Below are 23,546 nucleotides of genomic sequence, written 5' to 3'. Positions count from 1 at the left end.
CAGGAAAGGCTAAGTCACTAAAAAATATGACTAAAAGTCCGAAACGGGAAAGCGGTCAAGGTAATTGAAAATAAACCGTTATAATCACATGGGTGAATTATAAAAAAGGTGAGCAGATGTTGAAAATATGCTGCGTTGTTAAAAAGTCGGCGGCACCGGTAGCGTTGCCGCTTTTCCGGATTGGCGGTTTAATTCTCTGTTGCGCCAGAAGATTTACGGTCCCGGTTATCAGTGCGTTGTGTTCCTTACCGTCTAGTGTCTGAACAGGGTAAGAGAGTGTTCACCGCCGGGACAGCAGATATATCTGATAAGAGGTTAACTATCCTTAACTTGATTTTGCGCCATAACGGCGAATAATGGGGCGGGTAAAATTCACAGATACACGCAGTTGTTTATTCCCCGGGGTTTCTTCATGGTCAGTGGTTTATTTATCGGCATCCTGTTCGGCGGATTGCTCCAGTCAGGTCAGTTCTGTTTTGTTTCCGGATTCAGAAACATTCTTTACCAGCGAAATACCCGGTTTCTTACCGCACTGCTGATTGCGGTCACTATTCAGTCCGCAGGTTTCTTTGCTCTGGAATCCGCCGGATTATTACATATACCGGAAGGAAATCTGCCAATCACCGCAACACTTGCCGGTGGTCTTTTATTTGGTGCGGGCATGGTACTGGCCGGTTGTTGCGGCAGCGGCGCATGGTTTCGTTCCGGTGAAGGATTAACCGGTACCTGGATTGCCTTATTTGCCTTTGTTGTTACCATGGCGACCGCTCAGAAAGGCAGCCTGAAACATTGGTTTGAACCCTTATTACAGCATCCCGCACAGCCGGATACGATTTATAAAACACTGGATATCTCTCCGTGGTTTCTGGTCGCGTTTTTAATTATTCTCACCGCCGGATTACTGATTTATCAGCATTATCATCCCCGTTATACGCCACCTTCACAGGGACGCTTTAATTATCTGCCGCTGAATATTACCGGTATGCTGATCGGTATTCTCGGGATTATTGCCTGGGTTTTCAGTGCTGAGGCCGGACGTAATTTTGGCTATGGCGTTGCTGTTCCTTCCGGCAATGTTATTCAGTATCTGATCACCGGACAGCAGCGTTATTTTAACTGGGGAACCTTATTTGTTATCGGTATTTTCGCCGGTTCAATGATAAGTGCGGTTATCCGCAAAGAATTCAGATTAAGACTTCCGCCTGATGGTATTACCGTCGTTAAACGCCTGACCGGCGGGATTGTTATGGGAGCAGGGGCAACACTGGCAGGCGGCTGTACCGTCACGAATTCCCTTGTGGCAACCGCTTATTTCTCCTGGCAGGGATGGATTTCCACATTCATGATTATGGCTGGTGTTTGGATCACCAGTTATTTTTTCCGTTCAGGGCAATGTCGTTTATAGGATCACATATGAAAACAAAATCACTCTTTCTTCTGATACCGTTATTACTCTCAGGTTGTGACCAGACGGTGGTAAAAGAGATCGGCATTGAAGAATTGTCGGAGAACCTGAACAATCCGGAATACATTATTATCGATACCCGGCCGGACAGTTTATATTTCGGTTTTAAAGATAAAGGCGCGGCCCGCGGCGGCCATATTAAAGGTGCGATGCAGTTTACGACCGGCTGGCTGGATTTTATCGATGAGAATAAATTTGATACGTTTGTCGAAGAAAAGGGGATTTCCAAAGAAAAAACCCTGGTATTTTACGACAGTGACCCGGATTCACTGGAACGTATTACTGCTGAATTTGCTGCCAAAGGTTTTCAGGTCAGGGCATTTAAATCCTTTATCCAGTACAGCAATTCTGATCTGCCGATGGATAAATACCCGAATTACTTTCTGAGTGTTTCTCCCGCCTGGGTTCAGGCCGCACTGAACGGTGAAAAACCGGAAAGTTATACCAGTGATCAAAAACCGGTGATATTTGAAGTGTCGTGGGGGGATGCGGAGCAATCAAAATCCTATGCAACGCATATTAAAGGTGCTTTCCATTTTAATACCGACTGGATAGAAAATGCGCCGGTCTGGAATTTATCCGAACCTGACGTTATCAAAAATAATCTGCTGAAAAACGGGATCCGCAAAGATACCCCGGTTGTCGTCTATTCTGAAAATCAGATGGCAGCATTGCGGGTATTATGGGCGCTGAAATGGGCGGGTGTTGAGGATGTCCGTTTCCTGAACGGCGGTTTAAATGTCTGGACTGATGCGGAATTACCAACAGAAACCACCCTGAATATTCCGGTACCGGTTGCGGATTTTGGTGCGGAAATTCCGGTTAATCCGCAGGTCACTATTGCCATGCCGGCAGAAGCCATACAGGGTCAGAAATCCGGCCTTAAACTTATCAGCAACCGGACATGGGATGAACATACCGGCAAAATCTCCGGTTATGACTATATTCCGCGCAAAGGTGAACCGGCCGGGGCAATATGGGGATTCGGCGGTAAAAATTCGAATGATATGTCCGATTACTATGACCCGGACGGCACATTACGTAATCCGGAAGAGATTTTTGCTTTATGGAAAACGCAGGGTATTGAACCGACAGACCAGGTCGCGTTTTACTGCGGCACCGGCTGGCGGGCAAGTGTTTCCTGGTTTATGACCCAACTGGCGGGCTGGGAAAACAGCCGGATTTATGACGGCGGCTGGAATGCCTGGCAGATGGATCCGACATTACCGGTATTAAATAATATTCAGAGCCAAAAACCGGCAGCACTGAATGATTATGGTGAAATAATCAAAAAACTGGGACAATCCTGTAAAAGCTGATTTAACTGAAACACTGGTTTCCGCAGAAATAACGGAAGCCGGTATTATTGGTTATTTACCATGGACCTTCCGGCCAGATGCTGTCTGTTTTTTTGGCAGCATCATCATCCAGTGAATCGAGATATAAATTCTCAACCTCGGTACGGGCCCAGGGAGTGCGGCGGAGAAATTTCAGACTTGATTTTACACTGGGGTCATTCTTAAAACAGTTAATATTGATTAACTTACCCAGCTTTGCCCAGCCATATTTTTCGACCAGTGCATTAACCTGCATTTCGAGAGTAACGCCATGCAGCGGATCGTTGGATTTGTGGGCTGTCATGAATGAATATCCTGTTATTTTGCCTGAGCCGGGAAGAATACCGCAAACGCCGGAGTATGACAATTATCCCTCCCGGCAGACTCATTCCGTATTACTTCAGGATCTGCATTCTTCCGTTAGTCACCTTACCTTCACTGACTAATTTTCCGGCAGTATCGAATTGTTTAACTGAGCCGGTAAGGGCACCGTTTTCCATTGTACCTTGTATATAGACCCCATTACTGGCGGAGTCGTGATAATATTTGAACGGGCCATATAACCGTCCGTCACGGACAGTTACTACTGACAAAAACCACCATTACCGTTAAAGATGGCATATTTAAATTGGGGTAGTGACGTGTATCAGAGTGCCGGTGCCCATGAATATCGTTTAACATAATATACATTATGCGAACTAAAGTATGAAATAACGAAATCTGTTATTCCGCCAGGCTAAATCATGCTGGTTCATTTATCGTGGATAACGATTTCTTGTCTCCGACCGTCCGACAACTGAATCACTATAAGCCCACGAATCTCCCCGCAAAAGTTATTGACCCGCACTTGACCCCAAACAAAAATATGACAGCGCATTGCTTCTATAATTATCCGCTTATTTCCTCATATAGATGTGGTCACATGGTTAACAAACTGAATCTTAACTGGCCTGAATTTTTAGAAAAATACTGGCAGAAAAAACCCGTTGTACTGAAAAATGCATTTCCTGATTTTGCCGACCCTATCACGCCGGATGAACTGGCCGGCCTGGCTATGGAGCCGGAAGTTGACAGCCGCCTGGTCAGCTTCATTGATAACAAATGGGAAGCGAGTCACGGTCCGTTTGAGGACTACAGCCAGTTAGGTGAAAAAGGATGGTCATTGCTGGTACAGGCTGTCAACCATTGGCATATGCCGGCTGCGGAATTGGTAAAACCGTTCCGCGTGCTGCCTGAGTGGCGTCTTGATGACCTGATGATTTCCTACTCAGTGCCCGGCGGTGGTGTCGGACCACATATTGATAACTATGATGTTTTCATTATCCAGGGCATGGGCCGCCGTCGCTGGCGTGTGGGTGACGCCCTTCCCATGCGTCAGTTCTGCGCACATCCGGCATTACTGCATGTCGACCCGTTTGAGCCGATAATTGATGTGGAAATGGCGCCGGGCGATATTCTGTATATTCCGCCGGGATTTCCTCACGATGGTTTCACCTTCGAAGATACCATGAACTATTCTGTCGGCTTTCGCGGACCGACCGGACGTGATTTGCTGAGCAGTTTTGCAGACTACGCTCTGGAACAGGATCTGGGTGGCGTCAATTATGGCGACCCTGACCTGAAAGTACGTGAAAACTCAGGTTCAATGGAATCTTATGAGGTTGAACGCCTGCGTGCCATGATGATTGAAATGATCAACAAGCCAGGTGATTTCGAACAGTGGTTAGGCCGTTTTGCAACTACCCCGCGCCATGAGCTGGATATTGCACCTTCGGAACCGCCGTATGAGCCGGAAGAAGTACTTAGTGCTCTGAATGCCGGTGAAAAACTGATACGACTGAGCGGACTGCGTGTTCTGCGTATCGGGGAACATTTCTTCGTTAATACCGAAGGCTGGATGACCACCGAAATTAAAGGTGCGGATACATTGTGCCGGTTAACCGAAGTCGGCGTGAATGAGCTCGGTGAAGCACTGGAGAACCCGGTTTTTGTTGCGGAATTAACCGAATTTATCAATCAGGGATATTGGTATTTCGACGAATAAGTCACATCAGCCCGACAAGATAAAACACCCGCTGACGGGTGTTTTGTCTCCGCGTTTCAAAAACCTCTCGTTCACTACGCTCAGCCATGATAAATTGGCCGGATGTCCATCCCCAAATATTTCCTTTTTTGTGAGATAGTTCAATGAGTAAGAGTGGAAGAAACTATACAAAAGAAAAAATAAGACAGCGCCATATAGCAAATAAAAAAAGAAAACACCCTATTCGTCTTTTTATCAAAAGTTGGGATTTTTGGGGTAAATCCTGCCTTGGCCTTTTTGTTTTTGGCATGTTTATTTATTCATTAAATGATAATGTAACCATTCATTTTTTATGGATAATCTATGCCTGCATTTGTTTACCTTTATTTCCGTTTGCTAAAAAATGCAGTGATGATGTCCTTCGTCATTATTTTTCAGAATCAACATTTGAGGATGTTATTAATGGTAGTAGCCCCCGGGGGCTTGGCGGATTGTATCTGATGCTCATTATTCCGTTTGTCATCCCACTGGCAGCGGGATACTTTATATATCAGATTATAAATTACAAATAAAATCTATCGTTATTTAATCATGTCCATCTGTATGATCTGAAAATAACCGGAATCGCCGGAAATCCACACCATCATAGTTAACAGAACCATCCGGCTGAAATCCGTAACGTGTTATAAACCGGGAAACTTTCCGGGATAATGGTAATAAAATGGTGATACTGGTTAAGTGTATTTCATCAAATGCGTGGCGGATAATTTCATCACAGATGATTTTTCCCGTTCCCCAGAAATCAGGATGAAGTACCAGCGCCAGGTCAGCATCATCACCTTCTTTCTGAAGCCCTCCCCAGCCTGCAAATACATCGTCGATCACAAATGCCCAAGGGCCATATCCATTTATTTCCCACTGAGCGTCTTTTTCTTCTGCCCAGTTGCGGCTTTTTCCATCATCAAAATCCGGACTACCCAGCGGCATTTGCTGTAACACTTTCGGGTGATTGTTCAGTGCGGTAATATCGGCCGGTTTTATCTGAGTGAGCCGTTTAAATTCTAAGTGCATAGTATTCCTTTTATTTTGATACTCTGATTGTACCTATTATTCAGTAAAAATCAGCTGAATAACAGGTACAACATATCTTAACTTACAGCCACATTCCGAAACGGCGGATATAAATACCCTTCATGATTTGTGCCAGACCGCAATAGCTGACCAGCGTAGCAGCAAGCCACGGGAAATATTCCCACGGTAACGGCTCAAGCCCGATATAACTTCCGATTGGTGAAAACGGCAGCCAGATCCCGATGGCCATAACAATCCCGGTAACCAATAATACCGGCAGTGTTGCTGTGCTCTGAATAAACGGGATCCGTTGTGTTCTCAGCATATGCACGACCAGCGTTTGTGATAATAACCCCTCAACAAACCAGCCGGAATGGAATAAAACCTGACTGTCCGGACTGTTTGCCCCGAAAACAAACCATAATAATGCAAAGGTGGTGATATCAAATACAGACGATGTCGGGCCAATCCAGATCATAAAGCGCCGGATATTGCCCGCATCCCATTTACGGGGTTTGCGCAGGAATTCTTTATCCATTTTATCCCACGGCAGCGCAAGCTGAGACATATCATAAAGCAGGTTCTGAATCAGTAACTGAATGGCCAGCATCGGCAGGAACGGAATAAAGGCACTGGCGATAAGAACAGAAAATACATTACCGAAGTTAGAGCTGGCGGTCATATTCAGGTATTTAATAATATTACCGAATGTCTCGCGCCCTTTAATGACACCCTCCTCCAGAACCATCAGATCTTTTTCCAGCAGGATAATATCCGCGGATTCTTTGGCGATATCCGTTCCGCTGTCCACGGAAATTCCGACATCCGCGTCCCGTAATGCCGGCGCGTCATTAATGCCGTCCCCGAGAAAACCAACGGTATGTCCGGCGGATTGCAAAATCCTGACCAGGGCTGATTTTTGCAGCGGCGTCAGTTTGCAGAAAATAGTGTGTGTTTGCGCCACCTGTTTCAGTTCCTCATCACCGAGGAGCGCCAATTGATCACCACTGATACTCATCGAGGCATCCAGCCCGACTTCACGACAGATTTTTGCTGTGACAACCGCATTGTCCCCGGTCAGTACTTTTACGGTTACCCCGTTATGCTTCAGTGCTTTAAGAGCTTTTGCCGCACTGTCTTTCGGCGGATCCAGGAAGGTCAGAATTCCACATAAAATCATATTTTGTTCACTGTCTGCGGAGAGCGGCAATCCCTGCTCTTTGCTATCCAGAACCCGCTCTGCGAGCAGCAGTACTCTGAATCCGGTCTCATTGTAATGATTGACCAGCGCCATAATGGCCTGTTTTTTCTCATCATCCGCAGGAGAAATATGATTTCCGGTCCGGATCAGAGAACAGCACGCCAGCATCTCTTCCGCCGCACCTTTACAGATAAGCAAGGCGGTACCATCCGGTTTTCTTACTGATACAGACAGACGTCTGCGGACAAAATCAAACGGCAGTTCGTCAATTTTCTGATAACTGTGCAGAGATTCTGTTTCGGCTTTGCCGCGCCCGAAACGGATGATCGCCTGATCCATCAGGTTACGTGTGCCGCTCTGGTGAAAGCTGTTCAGCCACGCCAGTCCCAGTATGGCTTCATCGGTATTACCCTCCGTATCAAGATGATGCTCGAGGATAATATTGTCCTGTGTCAGCGTTCCTGTTTTATCCGTGCACAGGATATCCATCGCACCAAAATTTTGTATTGCATTCAGCCGTTTAACGATAACTTTTCGCCGCGACATTGCAATTGCACCTTTTGCCAGGTTCGAACTGACAATCATCGGCAGCATTTCCGGGGTTAACCCGACTGCGACAGCAAGTGCAAAGAGCGTGGCATCAAACCAGTCGCCTTTGGTAAATCCGTTAATCAGCAGGACAACCGGCACCATCACCAACATAAAGCGAATCAGCAGGATACTGACACTATTCACCCCGCGATCGAATGAAGTTTGTGAGCGAGTCCCGACAATGGATTTTGCCAGTGAGCCAAAATAGGTTTTGTCACCGGTTGCCACCACAACACCCAGTGCCGTGCCACTGGCCACATTGGTGCCCATCAGGCAGATATTGCCGGATTCCGTCAGTGACTGACCGTTTTCTGTTATCGTTGCGGCATCTTTTTCATGGATATCTCCCTGGGTATCATATTTTTCCACCGGAACCGATTCCCCGGTCAGAATGGCCTGGCTGATAAAAAGATCACGGGAACGAAGCAGCCGCAAGTCCGCCGGTATCATATCCCCGGCGCTCAGAACTACTATATCCCCCGGAACCAGACATTTTACCGGCAGTTCTGCCCGGACAGATCGTCCTTTTTTACGCCGGAGTACTGTGGCAGTGGTTTTTACCAGTGATTTCAGGGCTTCTGCGGCTTTGTTGGTCCGGTATTCCTGCCAGAAACGCAGTACCACACTCAGAAAAACCATCGTTCCGATGATCAGTACACCGGTGAGGTCAGTGTCTTCGCCCTGTTGCAGGGGGATCAGATAATCCGTCATAAAGCTGATAACGGCCAGCGCCAGCAATACATAAATAAACGGATTATGAAATGCGGAAATAAACTGAATAAACGCGGGAGGTGCTTTGTCATGTGCCACCACGTTTTCCTGATGTTCTATCAGGCGGTCAAGGGCATCAATTTCATCCAGCCCCAGCATATCAGAATGTAATTCTGCTAATGTTTCGTCTGGTGTTTTTGCAGCATATACCGCCGCAGGGAAAGTATTATTATCGCGCACAGCCGGAGTGACAGTGCGGTTAACGTTGACAGTCATGGTACGATTCCTTTTATTTCCTCAGATAAACTGAGTCATTTATTTTTCACCGGACTGTCTGATTTAATAGTTAATTTAAATAACTGTCATGATAACGGACAGCCCGGGAAATGATATATTTCCGGGTCCGGGTGGTGTGTCCATATATTCCTTATCAGCAAAAGATAGCCTGTACGCTTATTCATAAATGAATACGTACTGTGAATTTTTTAATAAAAAGCCATGTCCCTTCCGTTCTGAATAAACGGAATAGCAAGATACGGTGCACAAGCATGGCAATTTAAATTGAATTAACCGAAAAATAATCAGTTAGGAGGGAATAACGCCAGCATATAGAGATTCATGATAAATCCGTCCTTTCGGGCCTATCCCGTGAAAGATAAGCGAAATTAAATAAGGAAGTACCATTTACAGAGGGAGGTACTGCCGCAGTATTACTGCCGGCAGTCAGAGGAAAACAGAATTACCGGCAGGATCAATGTATTTTGATAAATAATCTATGACTGTCCAATTACGTGTTCTCCGCAAGAAATAAACACATGAAGTATATTCCCGTAAAATCACAAAGTAAATCGTTTTCTCTGAGGGGAAAACAATATATATAATAGTATTATTTAATTAAACAACACACTGATTTAACAGCGTATATACGATAAAACAGTATCCCTTTTCACTGTTTATAAATATCCGGTCTGACAATCTGCCAGATATAATTTTCCCGGTTGACCGGGCTGTAACCCGATTTTTCATATAACCACGGGGCTGACGATGTGACCAGCATAATGCGTCTCAGCCGGTTCATCACCGGATGTGACTGACAGCACTCCATCAGCCAGCGGCCGAGTCCTTGTTTCTGATATTCCCCGATAATATAAACATCACAGAGATACCCGAATGTGGCCCCATCGGTGACAACCCGTGCAAAACCGATTTGTTCTGTACCGGCAAATAACCCGAAACACAGGCTGTTCAATATACTTTCATTAACCAACTCCCGGCTGATCCCTTCCGCCCATGCGGAATGCGTCAGATAGTCATGAATTTTACCGATATCCAGCCTGGTGATATCTGTTGTTACGGTATAGTGCCGGTCATGCCATTCGTGAATGCTTTTCATAACATCATAAATCCATCAGATAGGTAATGGTGTCTCTGACCGTCATCAGCGCGGATTCCAGGTCATCATACGGCAGTGTGCTGACCGCCACACGGATAGCCTGCGGGATATCGCGGGTGACGGCATAAGATTCCGCCGGGCTGACGGCAATATTGGCCGCTCTCAGGCGGCTGATAACCGCATCGCAGCGTACATTTTCCGGTAACGGGATCCACAAAAAATAGCCGGCCGGATGTGCGATATGGGGTAAATCAGCAAAAATCCGGCTGACAATTTTTTGCCGGGCTTTGGCATCGCGGCGCTTTTTCTGTTCCAGTTTTTCGGCTTCGCCCTGCTCCAGCCACTCACGGACAATACCGGTCATCAGTGCTGGTGTATTCCAGGTAGTGATGCGGATAATTTTTTCCAGCTCAGCAATATATTCCGGAGGAGCAACAATTAATCCGACCCGCAAGCCGGTGGCGATATTTTTGGAAAATCCGGTGACATAAAATGTGATATCCGGCGCCAGTTCTGCCAGCGGAGCCGGTGCTGGTTTCTGCAGAAAAGCATAAGAGCCGTCTTCTATCAGAAAAAATCTGTTTTCCCGGGCAAGGTTTATCAGTTTCCTGCGGGATGTCAGATCCATCACCCAGCCGAGCGGATTATGCAGTGTCGGCATGGTGAAATAGCCGCGGATTTTCCGCTGGCGGCATAATTGTGCCAGCGCTGCCAAATCCGGGCCTTCCGGGGTAACCGGCACCGGAACCAATTCGATATGACAGGTTTGTGCCAGTGCTTTAAACCCGGGATAAGTCAGTGCATCCGCCGCAATTACATCACCGGGGCTGAACATGCTCAGAACAATGGAAGCCAGACCGTGCTGGGCTCCGCTGACCATGACAACAGTATCCGGGTCAACGGCAGAAAAACCACGCAACTTCAGGTGATCAGCAACAACAACCCTCTCCTGATGCCGCCCGGCGTGAGGCAGATAATGCAGCAGACTTTCCAGATCGCCGCTCATGGATAACCGGCGCAGCGTGTGGCGCAGTAATGCGGTCTGTTCCGTGACTTCCGGATAGATAAAGTTAAGGTCATACATTGCCGGAGTGACATCACATTCAATACCGGTAACCGGTAATAAACTGATATCTCTGACAAATGTTCCCCGTCCGGTTTCACCACTGACCAGCCCCTGATTGATCAGTTCCTGATACACACGTGACGCTGTCACTAATGACAGCCCTTCCTGAGCCGCAAAAGCACGATGAGTAGGCAATTGTGTTCCGGCCGCCAGTTCACCGTTACGGATACGGGCAGCAAGGGTATCGACGTACTGTTTATAACGCGGTGTTGCCATACAAATGTATCCATGACAATTTTTTGATTGTCATAATTATCCGCATTACTCTCTGTAATAACAAGACGTAATTAACGGAGTACAGGATGGATAATGCAATAACAACAGTTTCCCGCTCAACACGCGGCTGGATCAACGGTTTTATCGGCGTGCTGATTTTCAGCGGCTCCCTGCCCGCCACCAAGGCTGGTATCACCGGCTTCGCACCGGATTTTCTGACAACCGCCCGCGCTGCGATTGCCGGTATTGCCGCTCTTCTCATTCTGGCCGTTCTGCGCCAGCGTTTGCCTGCTGCGAAGTATCTGTTGTCGCTGATCGTTGTGGCGGCGGGTGTCGTCGTCGGGTTTCCGCTGCTGACAGCCCTTGCTCTTCAGTATGTCAGTTCGGCGCACTCGATTGTGTATCTGGGATTGTTGCCGCTGGCGACGGCACTGTTTGGTGTACTGCGCAGCAATGAGCGTCCGCGCCCGGCGTTCTGGCTTTTTTCTGTCCTCGGCAGCTTGTTTGTGATGGGGTTTGCTTTATTTCAGGGCGGAAAAAGCACCCTGACCGGGGATTTGTATATGGTAGCGGCCGTGTTGCTGTGCGGATTGGGTTACGCGGAAGGTGCCCGCCTTTCCCGGCCACTCGGCAGTTGGCAGGTGATTTGCTGGGCATTGGTGCTTTCTCTGCCGCTGATGCTGATTCTCAGTATTGTTTTCCTGCCGGTGACATTCAGCGGCATACCGGCACAGGCCTGGGGCGGACTGATTTACGTTTCGTTATTCAGCATGCTGATTGGTTTTTTCTTCTGGTATCGCGGCCTGGCGGAAGGCGGTATTACCGGTGTCAGCCAACTACAACTGTTACAACCATTTTTTGGGCTGGTGCTTTCCGCGTGGTTACTGAATGAAACCGTCAGCTCCGTAATGGTTGCGTCAACCTGTGGTGTGATTGCCTGTGTTGCCGGTTCAAAGCGGTTTTCCCGGTGAGGAAAACCATGTTGTGCCCGGTATCTGCCGGGCTGGCTATTTCCGGAATATTAATGGCCGTACGGTGCATTTATTGAAAGTTATGTATTTTGTCTGCGTTATCCTGAGAGCTGACAGAATATAACAATATCCCGCTGACCATTAATTTTACATGGAGATTTTATGAAACTGGGTTCTGTTACAGCATCCCCGGCACCGGATATTTCGTTTTCACCGGATAATTTAGCGGAATGCAGGAAAACTTCTGATGTCAGCCTGATCCGATACTGTGAAAATCTCATATTTAAGGACAGTAACTTCATTCAGTTTTTACGTTTTAATGGTGCGATAGATTTAATTAACAGCACTGATTCCGGTCGCATACTGCTTAATTGTATTGAAACACTGTTGCAATTTAAATCAGAAAAGCTGGTGGTATATCTCACATCATCAGAACTTGCCACTATTCCTCATCGTGTCAAAGATTCAGGAAATGGCCGGGGTACAGGCGCTGATTTGCATTGTCATTTTGATCTGGCAGATCAACGGAACAGCGAAGGTCTGAGTGAAAAACAATTTCACGCATCTGTTTTGTATCATGAATTAGTACATGTACTCCATTATCTGCAAGGTGAATGTATACACATCATTCCTGCTGATTCCCCTGAAAGTATCCGTTATCCTTATTGGGAAGAAGAAGCCAGAACCATTGGCTTCGGTCCTTTTACATCAGAAACTATCTCTGAAAATACTTTTCGTGCAGAAATAGGTGTTCCGCTGAGAATTCACTGGTAACCCACTCCCTTTCGCGATGCCAGTATACCGGCGACAACCAGATACAGCGCAATAACCAGCGGTAAAAACAGTATCGAATCGCTGTAAACCGCCGCTGTCATTGCCGCACCGATTGCCAGTGAAATGCCCGAGATACCGTCGAGAACCGCAATTTTACGGGGCGAATCCGCCAGTGTAATCAATGTATCGATACCCGCACCGTAAAACATTTCCAGCAGAGTGACGCCCAGCACCATCAGTAACAGACCGGGAAGTTCTGCAATACCGGAGAACCACGGAATAAACAAAAAAATGCATAAACCGGTTGCCGCCATAAGCGCGGTAATAATACCCCACTTCTCCGTGAAGTAACGGTATACCGGGATTTGCCCTGCGATAATAACCAGGGTATTAAACAACAAAACCGGTCCTATCAGATACTCAGTGCCGGACCGGATAAGTTCCAGCGGCACAATGACTTCAAAACTGTAATACAGCATGGCAAAAATAATGCTGACCACAGAGATCAGAACGGTGTCTCTGCCGGTGAGATCAGAAAAATGGAGGTAACAAAAACGTTTTCCCTCTTCACTGGGACAAGAACGCAGTTTTGCTGAGAAGAGAATACCAATCATGAAAATTCCGGTCAGAATCAGTAATGCGTACGTAAAAGGCAGTGAAAAAAAGACACACAGTGTAATGAGTACCGGTGCAACAGCAGCACCCGTATTATTCAGCGTCATCCGGACTGAAAAACTTTCGCTGATATTTTCCGCGGTGGCTTTAATATAGTATTTTGCTGCTACTGAAAATACGGAGGTAGCAATACCGTTTGCCAGCATCACCACAAGACACAGGTAAAATGTTTGTCCGATAAATAAAAATGACAGTGACAGTAATTTAAGTAATAGTGAAAAAACAATGGTTTTTCTGCTGTCAAACCGGCTTATCAGCGGAATAATAAAAAAATAGGCCAGTGAAAATGACCAGAATTTAATCGTGCCTAGATACAGAATTTCTTTTTCACTGAGTGTTTTCCCGGCAAAATAAAGTAATGCCAGCGGCATCAATAACCCGGAGCCCAGCGCATTAAAGAAAAAGCAGATATTAATCGCCCTGCTTTTCCGTTCAAAAATCACCCGGTAAATCTGCATCAGCTGAGGTTCCAGCGCTGACAGATAGCCGTGAAAATATTTTTTCCTGTTTCTGTCAGTATGGCATGTTGCCTGACAATATCGGCGGTATTACGAAGCTTTTCCAGATTACTGCTCAGCCGGTCATAATATTCCGGCTCTGGTATACCGTCACTGTTACGGATAATTTCAGAAAATACATAACATATCCGAGATAATACAAACAAAGCATGAAAAATACCGATCATCGGCCGGTCGTCATCACGCAGTGGCGCGGCAAAGACCTCGTCAGCAGGGTTAAGTACCAGCGGATCCCCCGCATTGAGAATATTCAGTGCCGTATGGCCGCATTCATGTGCCAGAATATCAATATAATACGCGACCGAATGTGACGGATGAACATAAGCAAACATCATTCCCCACATATAGAAATTGGTACCGGAACGCATAAAGCGGGAGCCGTCTGCGGTTTCCTGAGTCAGGTATATCTGATGGATAAACCGGTCAATTTCATTGCCGGTTTCCGGCGCGCAGCGATGAATAACGGATAATGCCTGTGTTATTTTTTCCGTTTCCGCTGCTGCCAGTACCGGATCATCACAATAGCCGAAACCAAGTTGTTTATCGTCACGGATAATTTTCAGGATCATCTTTTCTGCTAATGAATGACCAGCAGATGTCAGTGGCGAGATAGTCAGTGATAACGGTGTTCTTTTTCGCATCAACTGATTGAGGTAAGTTACCGCCTCCGCATGTTCATCATCTTCCGCATATTTACCGGCGATATAATGAATAGCGCAATTTTGCCATGACAACGGAACTTCCGAGCTTATTTCGGGTAAATGATAATAGGATAATAAGTAATTAAGTGATTCATAGACTTCATCAGAAAAATACTGATAAGCATACTGATGTTTATAATCAGGAAAAGTCAGATTTATCATATAACAGCTTCCGTCAGACGGATAAACCATGTCCGGATTGACAGACATGGTTTATCAATTAGTTAGTGTATTTATTATTTACTGAATGACCATCCTGATAATGGTGATTTTATTTTCAGTAATTTACTTTTGTCTAATTTTTTCATTATTTCACTTCCTTATTAATAACAGATTATATGAATAGATGTACTGTGCACTCAGATTGCTGTTAAACCCTAGAATAAAAATAACGATTAAAAAACACTTTTTTTAGTCAGTATTATTTTTCTGAATCAGTATCACGGAAATAAGCAGGAATAATGATGAAATAAATAATTGCCATAATATGAAGTATAAAAAAACCACGCTGTGTTTTCACCGCGTGGTTTTATCAATACGGAAATTATCCGGGCACTCAGATCAGTGACAAAAATGTCTTTTTAAAGTCATCGATATCATGCTGTGTGGTTGCCCACGAGGTGCACAGACGCAGACAGGATTTTCCCGGTTCCTGCAGCAGCGTTTCATGGAAAACAAACTGTTTTTTCAGCTTTTCTGCCAGTGCAGAAGGCAGAATAACAAAGACCTGGTTGGATTCCGGCGGTGCCAAGAAGGTAAAACCCTGCTCCGTAAAGAATGCCGCCAGTTGGCCGGCCATGCTGTTGAGGTGTTTGCCTAATGAGAAATAGAGATCGTCAGTAAACAGCGCCAGGAACTGTGCACCAAGCAGCCAGCCTTTTGCCTGAAGCGCGCCCTTCTGTTTGATACTGAACCGGAAATCATCTTTCAGCGCCGGATTATTGATCACCAGAGCTTCCGCCGCGATCGCACCGATTTTGGTACCGCCGATATAGAACGCATCTGTCAGTGCCGCGATATCCTCAATTGTCAGATCACTTTGTGCGGACATTAATCCGGATGCGAGACGGGCCCCGTCAAGATAGAGCCATAACCCGTGCTCATCACAGAAACGACGCAGTGCCTGTAATTCTGCTTTGCGGTAAACCGTGCCGATCTCGGTGGAATTAGTGATATAGACCAGCTTCGGCTGTACCCAGTGCTCATCATTATGTTCGGCAATGACCGGTTTAAGATGATCGGGTGTCAGTTTGCCATCCGGGGAAAAAACAGTGATGACTTTGTGTCCGGTCGCTTCAATTGCCCCGGTTTCATGGGTGGCAATATGGCCGGTGCTGACGGAGATCACTGCCTGATGCGGACGCAGAAAATGGGAAATCGCCGTCAGGTTAGTAATCGTGCCGCCGTTAAAGAAGTGGATATCAGCCTGCGGCTGACCAATCCGCTGTTTAATCAGCGCTGCGGCATCACCGCATAAAGTATCCGTGCCATAACCGTCATGGCGGTGGCCTGCTGTGTCAGTAATGGCTTTTAAAACAGCCGGATGTGCAACTTCATTATAATCATTCTGAAAACGGTACATATGCTCCTCCGATAGTGTGCAGTAATACTATGCTTATACTTACCGGCGCACAATGGCACGGATCGCAGTTCAGTCCGGTTTTACCAGCCCGATCACACCTTCACTGAGGGTAATTTTTCCCTGTGTTTTCAGGCGAAGCAGAACTTTGTCAGTATGACGCCGCGATGTGCCGAGAATGCTGGCCAGCATGTCACGGGGAAGATGGATCTGATGGCCGCTGATTTGTGTCAGCATATAGAGCAGATTGTTTTCGATGGAATCAACCGCATTCATCAGCCGCTGTTCACCGTTGATAAGACAGCGCTTTGCCAGCTGGCGGTTAAGCAGCAGAGACAGGCGGTGATCCTGTGACAGCCAGGACAGAAATGTAGCCGCCGGCATCCGCAGTACACGGCAGTCTGACAGCGCAATCACATCATAACGGTATGCCTGCCGGCAAATCGCCTCCATCTCCCCGAGGAATTCACCACGGTAGCAGAATGTCAGTCCGACCTGCTTACCATTCTCCGCCTGCTTGTTAACAATAAACTCGCCGTCCAGAATGATGTAGACCGCCTGAGCCGGGTCGCCCTGGCAAATCAGATTCTGTCCGTTATAAATATGCAGTGTGGTTACACTGTTTCTGACAACATCCGGTGCATCACGGAGCAGGCTGTCTGCCTCCGGCAGCAGCTCTTCTTCGCTGAATTTCAGCCATAATTCACGAAACGGGGTTGTATTTTGCATGTGCCGTATCTGTCAGGACGGGATAATCAGTGGGTAAACGTTAGCATGGTTAACAACAGGTTTGAACCGGTAAACACCGGTTTTGACGGGCTGCGGATTGCCGGCAGCCCGTCTGTCAGATTACTTCAGCTCGTAGCCGTTCAGATACTGCTGCTGTCTGGTGGTCAGATTATCAAGTGAAACACCCATATCCTGTAGCTTCAGTGCCGCCACTTCACGGTCGATTTCATCACTGACATCATAGACTTTTGCTTCAAGCTCATGGCTGAGCAGATACTCGGCACTGAGTGCCTGAAGAGCAAAACTCATGTCCATAATTTCTGCCGGATGCCCGTCCGCACAGGCAATATTAACCAATGCACCACGGCCCAGCAGATAGAGTGTGCGGCCATTTTTCAGGGTATAACCTTCGATATTCTCGCGGGCAATTGTGACACTGTCACTTAACTGCTGAAGATCGGTCAGATTGATTTCATCCTCAAAGTGCCCGGTATTACTGATAATGGCACCCTCTTTCATCAGGCTGAAATGCCCGGATGTCAGCACGTCACAGCAGCCGGTGGCGGTGATAAAAATATCACCCAGTGGTGCTGCGGCAGACATGGTCATGACCGCAAAACCATCCATTTTCGCTTCCAGGGCTTTTATCGGATCCACTTCTGTGACAATCACTTCCGCGCCCAGCCCTTTCGCCCGCATGGCACAGCCTTTGCCGCACCAGCCGTAACCGGCAACAACCACGGTTTTTCCGGCAATAACCAGATTGGTGGTGCGCATAATGCCGTCAAAAGTGGATTGTCCGGTACCGTAGCGGTTATCAAACAGGTGTTTGGATTGTGCACCGTTAATCGACAGCACCGGGAAATTCAGTGCGTTGTTTTTTTCACGGGCAACTGCACGCAGAACACCGGTGGTGGTCTCTTCACAGGCACCGATCGTGTGTTTTGCATATTCCGGATACAGACTGTGCAGTTCATGCACCAGGTCACCACCGTCATCAATAACAATGTGCGGTTCACAAGCCAGAGTCTGTTTTACAAAGTTGCGGTAAGCTTCCGCATCCGCGCCGTGGATGGCAAACGTATGAATACCGCTGACAACCAGTGCGGCCACAATATCGTCTTTGGTGGACATCGGGTTGCTGCCGGTGACGGACACTTCAGCACCGCCAGCTGCCAGAACCCGTGCCAGATAGGCAGTTTTGGCTTCCAGGTGAATAGAGAGCGCAATGCGTTTTCCGGCAAACGGCTGTTCTTGTGTGAAACGCTGTTCCAGTGCACGCAGCAGCGGCATATGGGCGCGAACCCAGGCAATTTTTTGCTCACCCTGTGGTGCTAAGGAGAGATCTTTATAAATACTGGTAACCATGGCAACTCCTGCATACGGCTTTTATAACGGGATGAGCCACAGTAACCGGAGGTTGCGGGGGTCTCCAGGGCATTTGCCCTGAATCAGAAAAAAAAGACAGCCGGGTGAAAGCTTTGTTCAGCGGCGCGCCTGCACCATAGCAATCAGGCCGCAGACATCCTGCGGGACATTGTCTGTTTTAAGGATCTCCTCCGGCGTCATCCACTGAAAGTCCGGATGTGGTACGGCGGTTTCATCCACCGGACGGCACCAGTACACCATATCAATATGCCAGTGATCGCCGGTTTTCTTGTCCGGGATAAACTCTTTCAGGATCGCCATCGGCAATGGCAGCACGCCGGTTTCCGGCAGTGGTGTGATAAATTGCTGCGCCTGTGTATCCCAGCTGATAATCCGGCATTCCAGTCCGGTTTCTTCGTGAATTTCACGCAGTACAGCATCCTGCGGCTCTTCATTTTCCTCAATATGCCCGCCGGGCGGCAGCCAGATACCGAGCTTCGGATGGCGATGGAGCAGAAAACGGCCGTGGCTGTCACTGACCAGACCGGAAGCGGTAAAATGTTTGATAACAGACGTCATTATTTTTTCTCAGGTTATTCAGGTGATCATGGTCAGAACCACCGGCAGAGTCAACACTGCCACCATGGTCTGAAACGTGATAATCCCGGCCATCAGCTGACTGTCACCGCCGAGCTGACGCGATAAAATATAGGCGGTCGGTGCGGTCGGAATAGCAAAAAAGATCACAAACAGCTGATATTCCAGTTGGGTTAATCCCATCACGGTCGCCACAGCAATCGCCAGCAATGGCATAACACACAGGCGGACAAGGCTGTTAAGGCTGATTTTCAGTGCGGAATAGCGGATAGTCGCCACCTGCAATGCCGCCCCAACACAGAGCAGCCCCAGCGGCAGACTGGCACCGGCCAGCAATCTGGCAAACTGACCGGTGTTATACGGAAGACCGGCACCGGTGACATTCAGGAGCATCCCGATAATACAGGAAATAATCAGCGGGTTTGTCAGAATGGGTAACAACAGGCGGCGCAGCGATAACTGCCGAAATTCAGATAACGCAACCACGGAAATGATATTACACAGCGGAACCAGTACCGCGAGGATCACCGCCGCCACCGCCACACCGGACGGGCCGTAAAAATCATTGACGATGGATAGCCCGAGATAGGTATTAAAGCGGATCGCGCCCTGCAGCAGTACGCCGAATTCTGCCGTTGGTATTCCGCGCAGACGTTTTACCACCGCAAATGCTGCGGTGGCCAGCCCGAGCATAATTACCAGTGCGATTGCCAGTTTCGGCAGTTGCGGGTTATCCAGCGGAGCAACGGCGAGGCTGTTGATAAGCAGCGCCGGAAATAAGATATAGTAGTTCAGCTTTTCCGCGCCGTTCCAAAACCCGGCATCGAAAACCGGCCGCCGCTTCAGAATGCAGCCGAGCAAAATCAGCGCAAACAGCGGCCATAATGTCATCAGAATTGCGAACATCAGCGGAAATCCGGCAAGAAACGTATTCCCGCATCATAACAGGAACAACAGGTTACGCGAGCAGCAACGCCGGTTTTGTATCGCTGATCTCGTTTTTACATTTTATCTGCCGCAGCGCATAAAACGCACTACGTTTTGCCGGGGCTATATGTTAGCCCCCGGCAGACGTAATCACCTGATAAGTGCAGTCAAATGCCGCTTTCTGAATACGGTAACTGTCCTGCGGATCCTGTCGCGAGCGCAGCAGCACATCCCCTTTCATAACCCGCTGTTTTTCACCCCACGGCGCAATAATCACAAACGGTTTTTCCTGCGTGATCACCAGATAATCCATCGGCTCTCCCTGCGGCCGGAAACGCTGCCGGTTGCCGCTGTCAGACGGTGTCAGTGCACTGCCGTAACGGCGTGTAAACGCCGTTTTTTTCACCAGAATTTCTTCATTGCCGGTAGCGTCACAGATGTTCTGTACCACCCAATCCCCGGCTTCCGCCGGTTTTGAACGGGTTTCTTCCCCTTCACCCCGGATAAGGGTCACTACGATTTCACCGGGCACCGCCGGACGGGCGAGAACGTCTCTGGTTTTACGGGCAACACCGGTACGGTTCCCCGCGTCCGCAAATAATTGGTTGCGATCCTGAACCGGCAGCAAATCCAAATCTTCCGCCGGTGCGGAAAACGCAGGCAGCGTCAGGAATAGCAGTCCGGAGAGTATTTTTTGCATCGTCGTTATCCGTTTAGCTGGGAAAATCCGGGTGACAGTGTCACGCTTGCAGGCGGCGAGCTATCACCACCAATACGCCGCAGCAGACGCGTTGCGGCACTGCGGCCCACATCCCGCGATGGCTGGGTGATAAAGGCCACCGGGATGTCATACAGTGCTTCACTGCCGATATCATCAAACCCCACCAGGGCGATTTCCTGAGTGAAATAACTTTCGTTATCCCCCTGTCTGACCGTGTTACCGGTGCTCAGGGCGGCAAAATACGCGCCCAGCGCCGTACCGGTGTTGTGGCAGACAATCGCACTGACTTTGGGGTACTGATACATAAATTCAGATACCCGGCGGATAATATTCTGCTGTTTGTTATCCGTTTCCACTATCCATTCGGTGCGGAACGGCAACCCGTACTGCACCAGTGTCGAGCAGTAACCGCCGACCCGCTCAGCGCGGGTGAGAGAATCACTTTCACCGCCGAAATAGGCAATCTGGCGGTGACCGTTTTTGATCAGGTATTCCGTTGCCATTCTGGCGGCAGAGGCATTGTCCGGGCGGACAACATCAATGCCGGAGAACTCACTGGCCCGGGCCGCGCACACCATCGGGATCTGATAATGATTTATCCGCTCAACCACGTCATTGGTGAGAAATTTACCGCCACCGACAATCACACCGTCCACGCCGTAGCGGATCAGACTGTCCAGAGAGCGGGCAAACCCGGCAGAAGAATTGCCGCACTGAGTCAGAAAAACCTGTTTGCCCTGTGTTTCCGCATATTCACTGACACCGGCAGCGACTTCCGCATAAAACGGTTCGGTAATATCTTTAACAATCAGGCCGATTACATTGGAGATATTGTCCCGCAATGTGGCAGCCTGCTGATTGCGGACATACCCCAGTTCTTCAATTGCCGCGTTGACTTTATCCGCGGTTTTCCGCGAGATCCGCCCTTTTCCGCTGAGCACCAGTGACACCGTGGTCACGGATACCCCTGCCTGCTGCGCCACATCAACTATCGTGACTTTTCTGAGATTCATAACGCCGGATACTTCCTTATGCTCAGGATACTGCGCGGGATTTTACACAAAATCCGATAAAACGTTTTATCTATTTCCGAAATATGGTTGCCAGGTCATGTTTATTTTTTGTGATCGGGCAACTATTATAATTTGGTAAAACGTTTTATCTTATTTTACCTTCACAACACCACACTGACATTTACAGGATACCGTATGAGTAGCCAACCAAAACAAAAAGTCACGCTCTGGGAGTTTTTCCAGGGACTTGGCAAAACCTTTATGCTGCCTGTCGCGCTGCTCTCGTTCTGCGGGATCATCCTCGGCATCGGCAGTTCCCTCAGCAGCCGGGATGTACTGACACTGCTGCCGTTTCTGGATCACACCGTCTTCCAGTTACTGTTCACCTGGATGAGCAAAATCGGCTCATTTGCCTTCAGTTTCCTGCCGGTGATGTTTGCTATCGCCATTCCGCTGGGGCTGGCGCGTGAAAACAAAGGCGTGGCTGCATTTGCCGGGTTTGTCGGCTTTGCGGTATTTAACCTCGCCACTAACTTTTACCTCACTGCCGCTGATATTTTACCGACTACCGACCCTGCTATCCTGAAAGCCCACAACATCCGTGATGTGCTGGGGATTCAGTCAATCGACAGCGGGATCCTCGGTGCGGTTATCGTCGGTATTATTGTGTATATGCTGCATGAACGCTTCAATACCATCCGTCTGCCGGATGCCCTGGCGTTCTTCGGCGGTACGCGTTTTGTGCCGATTATCACCACTCTTGTACTCGGCCTGTGCGGCCTGCTGGTTCCGCTGATCTGGCCGTGGTTTGCTATGGGGATCAACGGATTAGGCAAACTGATTCAGAGCGCAGGGGCTTTCGGTCCGATGATTTTCGGCTCCGGTGAACGGCTGTTACTGCCGTTTGGTCTGCATCACATACTGGTGGCGCTGATCCGCTTTACTGAAGCGGGCGGCACCATGGAAGTATGCGGCAATACGGTTAACGGCGCACTGACCATTTTCCAGGCGCAGCTCTCCTGCCCGGAAACCCAGGGCTTTGCGGCCAGTGCCACACAGTTCCTGTCTCAGGGTAAAATGCCGGCGTTCCTCGGCGGCCTGCCGGGTGCGGCATTAGCGATGTATCACTGTGCTCATCCTGAAAATCGTCATAAAATTAAGGGATTACTGATTTCCGGTGTGGTTGCCTGTGTTATCGGCGGCACAACTGAACCGCTGGAATTCCTGTTCCTGTTTGTCGCGCCGTTCCTGTATCTGATCCACGCAATTCTGACCGGCCTGGGCTTCACCGTAATGGCGATTACCGGTGTCACTATCGGTAACACCGACGGTAACCTGATTGACTTTGTGGTCTTCGGGATCCTCCACGGTATCCAGACCAAGTGGTATATGGTGCCGGTGGTGGCCTTTATCTGGTTCGCTTCTTACTATGCGATTTTCCGTTTCGCCATTACCCGCTTCAATATCAAAACCCCGGGCCGCGATACAGACACCAAAGAAAGCGCACCGGCAACCGGCAGTTCCGCAGGAAAATCCGGCTATGATGTTCCGGCTATTCTGGCGGCGCTGGGCGGTAAAGAGAACATTATTTCACTGGATAACTGTATCACCCGTCTGCGGATGTCCGTGCAGGACATGAGCAAAGTGGATGACGCACAGCTTAAAGCATTGCGGGCGATCGGGGTTGTCCATCTGAATGAACATAACTTACAGGTGGTTATCGGCCCGCAGGTTCAGTCTGTCAAAGATGAACTGGAAAAGCTGATGAAATCCGCGCCTGATTCCGCTCAGCCGGAACCGCAAAACGCCTGATAACTGACACCGCACTGCCTGACAGTG

At 48.4% G+C, this 23,546-nt stretch carries 21 protein-coding genes; 7 read left to right on the top strand and 14 right to left on the bottom strand.

Translation table 11 applies throughout. The features are described from left to right. The first annotated feature begins 412 nt into the window (after positions 1–412). Positions 413–1,405 carry a YeeE/YedE family protein gene (locus GN208_RS06060; protein WP_004237572.1) on the top strand — a complete coding sequence of 331 codons (993 nt, stop codon included), beginning with the start codon at positions 413–415 and terminating at the stop codon, positions 1,403–1,405. 8 nt (positions 1,406–1,413) lie between these two features. Beyond that, positions 1,414–2,784 (top strand): rhodanese-like domain-containing protein, encoded by a 1,371-nt coding sequence (locus GN208_RS06055; protein WP_243828314.1) that lies wholly within the window; start codon positions 1,414–1,416, stop codon positions 2,782–2,784. Positions 2,785–2,839: 55 nt separating this feature from the next. Here GN208_RS06055 and GN208_RS06050 read toward each other — a convergent pair whose 3' ends face one another. Further along, on the bottom strand, positions 2,840–3,106 hold the full coding sequence (locus GN208_RS06050; protein ID WP_004237570.1) for a VF530 family protein: 267 nt from the start codon (positions 3,104–3,106) through the stop codon (positions 2,840–2,842). Positions 3,107–3,724: 618 nt separating this feature from the next. Here GN208_RS06050 and GN208_RS06045 point away from each other — a divergent pair. Both GN208_RS06045 and GN208_RS06040 read left to right on the top strand, forming a co-directional pair. After that, complete coding sequence (locus GN208_RS06045; protein WP_004237569.1) at positions 3,725–4,846, top strand: cupin domain-containing protein; 1,122 nt, start codon at positions 3,725–3,727, stop codon at positions 4,844–4,846. Between the two features lie 143 nt (positions 4,847–4,989). Next, positions 4,990–5,397, top strand: coding sequence for a hypothetical protein (locus GN208_RS06040; protein WP_015422704.1), 408 nt, complete (start codon positions 4,990–4,992; stop codon positions 5,395–5,397). Between the two features lie 13 nt (positions 5,398–5,410). Here the strand turns inward: GN208_RS06040 and GN208_RS06035 are convergent, their stop codons facing one another. The 4 genes from GN208_RS06035 to GN208_RS06020 form a co-directional block, all read right to left on the bottom strand. Beyond that, positions 5,411–5,896, bottom strand: a complete 486-nt coding sequence (locus tag GN208_RS06035) for a GNAT family N-acetyltransferase (protein ID WP_004237567.1) — start codon at positions 5,894–5,896, stop codon at positions 5,411–5,413. An 82-nt stretch (positions 5,897–5,978) separates the two neighbouring features. After that, positions 5,979–8,675 carry a magnesium-translocating P-type ATPase gene (mgtA, locus tag GN208_RS06030; RefSeq protein WP_004237566.1) on the bottom strand — a complete coding sequence of 899 codons (2,697 nt, stop codon included), beginning with the start codon at positions 8,673–8,675 and terminating at the stop codon, positions 5,979–5,981. Positions 8,676–9,345: 670 nt separating this feature from the next. Beyond that, positions 9,346–9,792: a GNAT family N-acetyltransferase gene (locus GN208_RS06025; RefSeq protein ID WP_004237565.1), complete on the bottom strand. Its 447-nt coding sequence runs from the start codon at positions 9,790–9,792 to the stop codon at positions 9,346–9,348. Between the two features lie 4 nt (positions 9,793–9,796). Further along, positions 9,797–11,134: a PLP-dependent aminotransferase family protein gene (locus GN208_RS06020; RefSeq protein WP_004237564.1), complete on the bottom strand. Its 1,338-nt coding sequence runs from the start codon at positions 11,132–11,134 to the stop codon at positions 9,797–9,799. Between the two features lie 86 nt (positions 11,135–11,220). Here GN208_RS06020 and GN208_RS06015 point away from each other — a divergent pair, with 86 nt between their 5' ends. Further along, complete coding sequence (locus GN208_RS06015) at positions 11,221–12,105, top strand: DMT family transporter (protein WP_004237563.1); 885 nt, start codon at positions 11,221–11,223, stop codon at positions 12,103–12,105. Between the two features lie 162 nt (positions 12,106–12,267). Beyond that, the gene (locus tag GN208_RS06010) at positions 12,268–12,879 is read left to right on the top strand and encodes a M91 family zinc metallopeptidase (protein WP_004237561.1); all 612 of its coding nucleotides are present in this window, start codon (positions 12,268–12,270) and stop codon (positions 12,877–12,879) included. Here the strand turns inward: GN208_RS06010 and GN208_RS06005 are convergent. The 9 genes from GN208_RS06005 to malI all read right to left on the bottom strand — a co-directional run bounded on the left by GN208_RS06005 (position 12,870) and on the right by malI (position 21,707). After that, positions 12,870–14,012 (bottom strand): MFS transporter, encoded by a 1,143-nt coding sequence (locus GN208_RS06005; RefSeq protein ID WP_004237558.1) that lies wholly within the window; start codon positions 14,010–14,012, stop codon positions 12,870–12,872. The two genes, GN208_RS06010 and GN208_RS06005, sit on opposite strands and share 10 nt — an antisense overlap. Continuing rightward, on the bottom strand, positions 14,012–14,806 hold the full coding sequence (locus GN208_RS06000) for an HEXXH motif-containing putative peptide modification protein (RefSeq protein ID WP_225806416.1): 795 nt from the start codon (positions 14,804–14,806) through the stop codon (positions 14,012–14,014). The genes GN208_RS06005 and GN208_RS06000 overlap by 1 nt, the downstream gene beginning before the upstream one ends. Before the next feature lie 523 nt (positions 14,807–15,329). After that, positions 15,330–16,355, bottom strand: a complete 1,026-nt coding sequence (locus GN208_RS05995) for an aminotransferase class I/II-fold pyridoxal phosphate-dependent enzyme (RefSeq protein WP_004237556.1) — start codon at positions 16,353–16,355, stop codon at positions 15,330–15,332. Between the two features lie 69 nt (positions 16,356–16,424). Beyond that, on the bottom strand, positions 16,425–17,081 hold the full coding sequence (locus GN208_RS05990) for a Crp/Fnr family transcriptional regulator (protein WP_004237555.1): 657 nt from the start codon (positions 17,079–17,081) through the stop codon (positions 16,425–16,427). Positions 17,082–17,201: 120 nt separating this feature from the next. Continuing rightward, the gene (locus GN208_RS05985; RefSeq protein ID WP_004237554.1) at positions 17,202–18,449 is read right to left on the bottom strand and encodes an adenosylhomocysteinase; all 1,248 of its coding nucleotides are present in this window, start codon (positions 18,447–18,449) and stop codon (positions 17,202–17,204) included. A 117-nt stretch (positions 18,450–18,566) separates the two neighbouring features. Further along, on the bottom strand, positions 18,567–19,028 hold the full coding sequence (locus GN208_RS05980) for an NUDIX domain-containing protein (RefSeq protein WP_004237553.1): 462 nt from the start codon (positions 19,026–19,028) through the stop codon (positions 18,567–18,569). Between the two features lie 18 nt (positions 19,029–19,046). Next, positions 19,047–19,952, bottom strand: a complete 906-nt coding sequence (locus GN208_RS05975) for an AEC family transporter (protein ID WP_004237552.1) — start codon at positions 19,950–19,952, stop codon at positions 19,047–19,049. A 151-nt stretch (positions 19,953–20,103) separates the two neighbouring features. Continuing rightward, positions 20,104–20,673, bottom strand: coding sequence for a hypothetical protein (locus tag GN208_RS05970; RefSeq protein ID WP_004237551.1), 570 nt, complete (start codon positions 20,671–20,673; stop codon positions 20,104–20,106). A 5-nt stretch (positions 20,674–20,678) separates the two neighbouring features. Continuing rightward, positions 20,679–21,707, bottom strand: coding sequence for a Mal regulon transcriptional regulator MalI (malI, locus tag GN208_RS05965; protein WP_004237550.1), 1,029 nt, complete (start codon positions 21,705–21,707; stop codon positions 20,679–20,681). Positions 21,708–21,902: 195 nt separating this feature from the next. Here malI and malX point away from each other — a divergent pair, with 195 nt between their 5' ends. Further along, the gene (gene malX, locus GN208_RS05960) at positions 21,903–23,519 is read left to right on the top strand and encodes a maltose/glucose-specific PTS transporter subunit IIBC (RefSeq protein ID WP_004239373.1); all 1,617 of its coding nucleotides are present in this window, start codon (positions 21,903–21,905) and stop codon (positions 23,517–23,519) included. Positions 23,520–23,546: the final 27 nt, after the last annotated feature.

It is taken from the genome of Morganella sp. HSTU-ASny43 (genome assembly GCF_022819185.1).
Taxonomy (GTDB): domain Bacteria; phylum Pseudomonadota; class Gammaproteobacteria; order Enterobacterales; family Enterobacteriaceae; genus Morganella; species Morganella morganii.
Note: the sequence above shows the minus strand (reverse complement) of the source record. Positions and strands in the feature narration are given on the sequence as shown.